Genomic DNA, 8,061 nt, shown 5'->3' with positions numbered 1-8,061 from the left:
ACACCTCAAGAAATTATGGATTCTGAACTAAAAAATGTAGCTTAGTATCTCACAAAAAAAAGCAACGTTTGTTGCGTTAGAACCTTGAATGCAGCAACTTATGTGGAAAAAAGGAAATAGAATTAATATCAATGACTTAAAAAATAAAAATCACTTATTAATTAAGTTCGAATGTGGTCTTTGTGGAGTTGAAAATGAAATTATGTTTTTCGATTATTCCAATACTTTTTTTCTAGAATATCCCTATTATGTATGGGAAAATGAATTTGGATGTCCGCACTGTGAGAAATCGAATTACCATAAAATTGACATTTCAATAGATGATGATTTGATTATCAATATTGAGAGCGATTTTAACGAATTCGAAAAAAACATTAATAAAAGCCTTTATTATAGTACAGAAATAAAGGACAAAAATAAATACACAATAGAATTCCCGTTAGAATTAGAAATTATTGAACAATATCTAAATGAAAATCATTATTTAGTTTTCGGAAAATCTATGATTGGAATTCTTGATATTCTTAATTCAAAATCAATATCTGAAAACGAAATAATAAAAAATTTAATTTATAGTAATTTAATAACAATTTTCGAAACATATATATCTGATTTTTTAATTAGTAAAGTTGATTCAAATAAAGATTTACAAATTAAAGTTGTAGAAGATTATAATATTTTTAGTGGTATCAAGATTGACAAAAAAAATATTTATAACGTAATGAATGATTTGAAATCTGAAATATTAGTTGAGTTAAATAAAATTGTTTATCACAACTTAAATAAGGTAATTCCATTATATAAAAAAGTACTTAATATTGATTTTTCAGATAGATTAAATTTATTACCAAAAGCAATAAAAATTAGACACGATTTAATTCATCGGAATGGAAAAAATAAAAATGGTGAATATCATAAAATAACAGATGCTATGCTAAAAAGTCTAATAGTTGAGATTAAAGATATTGCCGAATATATAAATAGGGAAACAAAAAACTAGATACAACACCGTATATAATTTATTGCTAGTTCTAGCCTACTTACGAAAATCCTCTCGGATTTTCTATTCGGTTTTTATTTGTTAACTTAGTTTTTTAACCACGCAACAAACCATATACAAACACGTTAGCATTAATTATGAAAAAATCCATTTTATTTATTTATGTTGTTTTATTAACATCTTGTCATACAACTTCTTATGTTCATGATTATGAATCAACTCCATATGGAATTGAGTATGAAGAAGGAAAATGGTTGTTAAATGAAATAAATTCTCCTGAAAGTATAAAATCAAAGGTTACGAAAATTGCACATGAAAATTTTTATAAACATCTTGGAGATAAACTCAAGAAAGCCGAGGATTTAAAAAATATTAGCTTATCTCATGTCCCTATGAAACCTGAAAAAATGTTCTTAGAAAGAGCTAAAAAAGAATCCGGATTTGATTATTTAATTAATATAAAATGTAGTAGTTCAAAAAACGAAATTGGTGGATTAAAAATTGGACAAACTTACCGGAAAAGAAAAAATGTTGCTGAATCTATTCTTGAGGTTTATGATTTAAATACTTTAGAAATAATTTATTCTAGGAAAGTTATTGGACAAGTATCAGTTGATGAAAATGATAATGAAGATTTTTCTTTTGTTAAAAGCTCTAGCGGAATAATGATTAGTTGTTTAAAAAGAATAATTAAGAAAATTAACTAATGCTAACACCGTGTATAATTAATTGCTTGGTCACTGCCGACTTACGAACATTCCTGCGGAATATTCTATCTGTGATTTATTTGCTAAATTAGTTGCTTAACCACGCAACTAACCATACACAAACACGTTGGCAAACATTTATAATAACAATAAAAACAATTAAGCTCATGCCAAAAAACTGGAATAGAAAAAAATTAATAATATTCTTATTGATAATTGGAATATTATTGAATTGCACCAAAAATAATGAGATAAGTGATGTTAATATCCGATTATCTAATATTAGCGACTTAAATTTTGAAAATATAATTGTTAATCCAGGATCTTCTGAAAGAGTAAATTATGGTAATATAGATTCAGGTATGTTCTCTGATTACAAAAATTTCGAAAAAGCATATGGATACGGATTTGTTGAGCTGACTGCAAATGGAGAAAAATATTCGATAGTACCCATTGACTATGTTGGGGAGTCCCCATTGCGTGATGGTGATTATACATATCAACTTGACTTGGTAAAACGAGATGGTGGATATAGTGAATTGACAATTAACTTAATTCAAGAATAAAACGATTTGCCAACACAGTGTAAAAATAATTGCTTGGTTTTCGCCTACTTGGAAAATCCTACGGATTTTCCTCTGGTTCGTTCCATTTTTAGTAAGTTAGTTGCTTAAACTCGCAACTACCCTTACACATAACCGTTACCACCAATTTGAAAAAAACCAGAACTTTAATATTAATCATAGTAATTTCCATAATCATAAGTGTGATTTATGGAATTACGCACGATTTTATTACTTCAAAAATCTCGCCTGAATTTTATACAAAACTGACTTTTTTCAATTTTGGAATTTTAGATGATTATTCGAGAGAATTTGGCGGAAATTGGACTTTTGCTCTGATTTGGGTTGGATTTTTCTCAACTTGGTGGTTTGGTCTTTTAGCTGGACTGATTCTCGGAATTGTCGGAATGAAATATAGCGACGAAAAAAAATTGCTGAATAAAACGCTGAAATCAATACTAATCGTAACCGGAATTACAATTCTGTTCGGATTTGCTGGATATGGAATTGCGGAATTAAATCCATCCGAAATTATTACGAATTATAATTTCCCTTTTGAAATTGAACATAAATCGGAATTTAATAAAGTGGCAAAAATCCATAATTTCTCATATATCGGAGGAATTGTCGGACTGATAATCGGAACGCTGAATCAAATAAAAAACTGGTGGTAACACCGTGTATAATTAATGGCTTGTTCTCGCCTACTTACGAAAATCCTCGCGGATTTTCTATTCGGTATTTATTTGCTAAATTAGTTGCTTAAACACGCCACTAATCATACACAAACACGTTAGCTACAATTTGAAAAAAGAAATAGACTCATATAATAAAACACTATTCTACGAAGGGGAAAACGCTAAAGTTTCTCTTAAAGTAGATTTGCCAAAGAAATTATATAAATATTATTCTTTAAGTAATTATTCTTTCAAAAATTTAAAAGACAAAAAAATTCATTTCTCACATCCTTATGATCTCAATGATTTGATGGATGGCAGTCTTTGGCTTTGGGACTTAAATAGCTTTTATGAAGAATACTCAAAAGATGTAAAAAACCCACTTACATTTCAAGAGATTCAAAAAGATATATATCAAAATCACTCTAATGAATATTACAAACACAGAGGAGTTCTATGTTTAACAAATAGTTTTAATAACAAACTATTCTGGCCTCATTACACTTCAGAACAAGGATTCTGTATTGAATTTAATTCACAAGAATTTTTGAACTCTTTTGGGAAGGAAGAATATATGATTTTTCCAATATCATATGAACCTTTAAAACAAATAAAATTTAATGATTATATCATAAAAACAATAAAAAATAAAAAAGCTGAAATTAATGCAAATTTACCTTTACTCTATGCTTTATCGTTTAAAGATGAAATATGGGAATATGAAAATGAATGGAGGATATTATTAAAAAAAGATAATTTAGGAGAATTGTCACATCCCCTTAATACTATTGGAGACCTAAAGTATAATTTGGAAAATAAAGAGATTCAAAAAAGGAATATACCATACAATTCTAAATCAATAGCCAAAATTATACTATCAACATTATTTTTCAATAAAAATCGTTTTAATTTTCAAGTTATTTCAAAAAACAAAACGATATTTCATTTCCGCAAAAAATATACATCTGACAATTCTTTATTAATTGGTTTTTTAGAGGAGATTAAAGATGAATTTAATGATAAAATATATCAATTAGATAGGGTTTTTGACCCTGAATCAAGTTCATTTGCCAACAAAATATTATTCAAAATAAAAATTATAGAATTAGATTTTGATAAATTAATAATAGAAAGAAAAAAACTGTAGCTAACATTGTATATAAAAAATTGCTATTTTGTGCTTAACCAATGTGAGTTGCTTTGTTTGCTTGCATCTGATTTTCCTTCGGAAAATCCTCGCACACAAACACGCAACTTTCCATATACGTAACCGTTGGCAACAAGCTGAAAACCGAACTAATAATGAACTTTAGAAAAGCGACAATAAATGATGTTTCAATAATTGTGGAAATGATTGCGGACGATGAACTTGGAAAAAAAAGAGAAAATTTTCAAGTCCCATTACCGAATGAATATCTAAATGCTTTTGACAAAATACACTCTGACCAAAATCAAGAATTAATTGTTGTCGAAAATGAAAATGCTGAAATTATTGGAACTTTACAATTGTCATTTATTCAATATCTGACATATCGAGGCGGAATTAGAGCCCAAATAGAAGCTGTAAGAATTAGAAAAGATAAAAGAGGACTCGGAATTGGAAAAACTATGTTTGAATGGGCAATTAATAGAGCCAAAGAACGGAATGCTCATTTGCTACAACTAACGACTGACAAAAAAAGACCAAAAGCAATAAAATTTTATGAGGACTTGGGATTTAAAGCAACTCACGAAGGAATGAAAATGCACTTTAAATAAAAGCCAGTTGCCAACACCGTGTAAAAAACATTGCTTATTTTAGTTAAACCGTTTGGTCGTTGCTCTTTTGCTAACTCTGATTTTCCTGCGGAAAATCCTCGCGCACAAAACCGCAACGTTCCTTACACAAACACGTTAGCACCAATTTAAAAAAAATGAATCCGAATACTTTGTATGACATAAAATATAGAAATACCTTGATTGTCTTGACAGTTCTAATATTTCAAATTGTTGGATGTAAACAGATACCTGAAAAATCCGAAGATACTGAGAAATTAAGTAAAGTGAATTTCCATCATGTCCATCTAAATGTTACAGACAGAGATTCAACTATTGCATATTATCAAAAATACTTTGGTGCAACTCAAGTAAAATACCGAGATCGAGTGGATGCTCTTTTTACGGAAAAATCGTTTATACTAATGAATCTTGTCGATACTGCACCATCAACACATTTGGGTTCCAGTTTATGGCATATTGGTTGGTCAGGTGTAGATGGTCAATCTGAGTTTGATTGGAGAGTCAATGAAGGAATAGCGATACATACCGACATTACACCTCTTGGTGATAATTTTTGGATGTACTTTCTTGGTCCAGAAAAAGAAGTTATAGAAGTATACACTGGAAATAAAAACCACAGATTTGAACACATACATTTACTATCAACTGATGTTGATAAAACTATGAAATGGTTTGAATCACATCTTGGTTTCATTCCAGTATATGAAGAAGCGAAGCAATGGCAGAATAACGAGCTTCGGTGGAAATGGAATTTATTAATCGTCAATAATATTAATATCATTGTATTTGGTAAACCAGTTGAGGAAGAATCATGGTGGTCTAACGAAGAAATTAAACCAACTGATGATAGCGCAATCGATCATATTGGCTTTTCAACTGAAAATATTGAGCTTCTAATGAATAAAATGAGATCTGCTGGGCTAGACATTGTACATGATATAAAAATTGATCCTATTCATGGTATGAAAAGTTTTTTTGTTAGAGGTCCTGACAGTCTGCTAGTAGAAATAGTAGAGGAAAAGCTAATTCCTGAAGGTATCTGGCACTGATCATCCGAATAGATTAAACATTTAAATAAATGAATAAAAAAACAGGTGCTAACATTGTATAAAAATAATGCTTAAGTTTAATCCTAAACCAAAAGGTTGGTGAGCTTTTGTTAGCTTCTGATTTTCCTACGGAAAATCCTCGCACACAAAACCGCACTATTCTTATACGTAACGTTACCACACATTTGAGAAAAACAACGAGCATATTATTAATTTTAGTCCTTTTCCTATCAGCTTGTCAAACCGACAAGGATTTGAAAGGAACTTGGATTGGAGAATATTCAAAATCGGAAAATGGAACTATCGCTTTTCCCGAACGGAATTTATTGACTTTTAAAAATAATAAGTGCTATTCAAAAGGCTCAAAATATGATTACGGAACTGAACTTCGAGAAAGTAAGAATATGTATTTTTCAAACGATATTATATTTAACGAAGATTATTCAGAAAACAATCCCTTAGAATATTATGAAATCGTGAAAATAGAATCCGATTCTTTAGTAATAAAAATCCCTAGTAACGAATTTCAACACGTTTATCGAAAATTACCAGAATCTGCAAAACATAACCAAACGATTGACTTTATTGGAAAAAAAATCTTTTGGAAAAATAGAAAATTTCAAGATTCTATTTACTTTAAAACTGATTCCACTCTTGTGAGAATGTCAAATAAACGACCGAATTACAAAACAACATCTTGGGAAAGGATTAATTATGAGGGATTTGACATAATGTTTATGGATGGAGATGTTCCATACGTAATTGAGAACCAAAACGGAAAAACAATAAATTTAAAAACATTCCATAAATCTGACATTAAACACACGATGACAGAATTGGAATAAAAAACGTGTGGTAACAACGTGTATAATTAATTGCTTTGGCAAGTGATTATTTGGAAAATTCCTTCGGAATTTTCTCGCGTTCGTTTTTGTTTACTAAATTAGTTGCTCAAACACGCAACTAACCATACACAACAACGTTGGCTTCAATAATTCCGACAAAAAATACGCTGACAAAAAACTGAATGAATTACTGATTTTTTAATTTCTCTTAAGTATTTCGCGGACATTTAGCCAGATGCGGAACACACTCAAAAGCTAATCTTAAATAGTTTGCGGAATCAAAATTGATTCGGAAAAAGTTTGCGAAACTAAATCTGATTTTGACATAGATTTCGGAATTATAATGCAGCGTTTAAATTACTGTGAAAATTCAAAATATTACGGAGTTAAAATCGCTATGTAAATGACAAAAACGGCTGACATAATTATTATGCGGATAAAATATGGAAACGCAAAATACGCCTGTTCACTCAAATGTGTCATTACTAAAGCCAACAATGTATAAAAAAAATACTATTTTAGTGTTTAATCAAAAGGTCGGTACTGTTTTGTTAGCTTCTGATTTTCCTACGGAAAATCCTCGCATACAAAACCGTACTTCTTTTATACGCGAACGTTGGCAATAATATGAAAAAACGAAACCGAATAATAATTGGACTTATATTTTTAGTCACGTCTTTGTCTTCAGCCTTTTATTTTTTACCAAAGGAATCTGAACTCTATTTGACAACTGATATTTCGGATTTACAGAAAACTCTTTTGCCAATATCAATTATATTATCTATTATAATTTCTTCTATACTTGTGTTCAAAAAATCAGAATTTAACGGAGGAAATTCTTCCAGAATTACACATATTGGATATATTGGAATAATGAGCTACTTGATATATAGTTTGTCATCTAGTTTATTGACAACTGTTGCTCTAAAAACGAACAGAGTATCTAAAACAGAAACGACGGACAAAAATTTTGTTATGAGTACAATGACATTTCGTTCGAATGGAGAATTAATATCATCTGAACCTTGGGTTATAAAGTCTGATGGTAAATATGAAGTTCGAGGTAGAATAACTGGAAAATCTTACGATGATAATGTTGATGGAATATTTATGGATAAAAGTGACTATGTGAAAATTGAACAAAAAAAAGAATTCGGAATTACTTTGTTGAATGGATTATTCGGAATTCCATACGAACCGACTCTAAAAAAATAAATACTATTGCCAACACCGTATAAAAATAATTGCGGTTTAGTGCTTAATCAAAGGTCGTTGCGTGTTTGTAACGTCTGATTTTCCTTCGGAAAATCGCCGCACTCAAACACGCAACTATTCTTATACATAAACGTTAGCAAACATAATCTCGCCGGCAAATCTAAACGCACAAAACTCAAAAAAAGTACCTTAAAACCTTATTCTAAAACGGCATTATAAAACGCAA

At 29.8% G+C, this 8,061-nt stretch carries 9 protein-coding genes; all 9 read left to right on the top strand.

The genetic code is table 11. From position 1 onward, the window contains the following. Positions 1-88: 88 nt before the first annotated feature. On the top strand, positions 89-1,000 hold the full coding sequence (locus BT151_RS18000) for a hypothetical protein (RefSeq protein WP_143144348.1): 912 nt from the start codon (positions 89-91) through the stop codon (positions 998-1,000). Between the two features lie 137 nt (positions 1,001-1,137). Then, on the top strand, positions 1,138-1,707 hold the full coding sequence (locus BT151_RS17995) for a hypothetical protein (protein WP_072403757.1): 570 nt from the start codon (positions 1,138-1,140) through the stop codon (positions 1,705-1,707). A gap of 227 nt (positions 1,708-1,934) precedes the next feature. Beyond that, positions 1,935-2,273 carry a hypothetical protein gene (locus BT151_RS17990; protein ID WP_143144347.1) on the top strand — a complete coding sequence of 113 codons (339 nt, stop codon included), beginning with the start codon at positions 1,935-1,937 and terminating at the stop codon, positions 2,271-2,273. Between the two features lie 146 nt (positions 2,274-2,419). Continuing rightward, on the top strand, positions 2,420-2,944 hold the full coding sequence (locus tag BT151_RS17985; RefSeq protein WP_143144346.1) for a hypothetical protein: 525 nt from the start codon (positions 2,420-2,422) through the stop codon (positions 2,942-2,944). A 130-nt stretch (positions 2,945-3,074) separates the two neighbouring features. Then, positions 3,075-4,094: a DUF2971 domain-containing protein gene (locus tag BT151_RS17980; protein WP_072403754.1), complete on the top strand. Its 1,020-nt coding sequence runs from the start codon at positions 3,075-3,077 to the stop codon at positions 4,092-4,094. A gap of 155 nt (positions 4,095-4,249) precedes the next feature. Next, positions 4,250-4,705, top strand: a complete 456-nt coding sequence (locus BT151_RS17975) for a GNAT family N-acetyltransferase (RefSeq protein ID WP_072403753.1) — start codon at positions 4,250-4,252, stop codon at positions 4,703-4,705. Between the two features lie 422 nt (positions 4,706-5,127). After that, complete coding sequence (locus BT151_RS17970) at positions 5,128-5,775, top strand: VOC family protein (RefSeq protein ID WP_171946665.1); 648 nt, start codon at positions 5,128-5,130, stop codon at positions 5,773-5,775. A gap of 254 nt (positions 5,776-6,029) precedes the next feature. Next, the gene (locus BT151_RS17965; protein ID WP_072403751.1) at positions 6,030-6,620 is read left to right on the top strand and encodes a hypothetical protein; all 591 of its coding nucleotides are present in this window, start codon (positions 6,030-6,032) and stop codon (positions 6,618-6,620) included. 975 nt (positions 6,621-7,595) lie between these two features. Continuing rightward, positions 7,596-7,835: a hypothetical protein gene (locus tag BT151_RS18535; RefSeq protein ID WP_143144345.1), complete on the top strand. Its 240-nt coding sequence runs from the start codon at positions 7,596-7,598 to the stop codon at positions 7,833-7,835. The last annotated feature ends 226 nt before the right edge of the window (positions 7,836-8,061 follow it).

Source organism: Flaviramulus basaltis, from assembly GCF_900114265.1.
In the GTDB taxonomy this organism is placed as follows: domain Bacteria; phylum Bacteroidota; class Bacteroidia; order Flavobacteriales; family Flavobacteriaceae; genus Flaviramulus; species Flaviramulus basaltis.
This window is presented reverse-complemented; position numbering and strand designations above follow the sequence as displayed.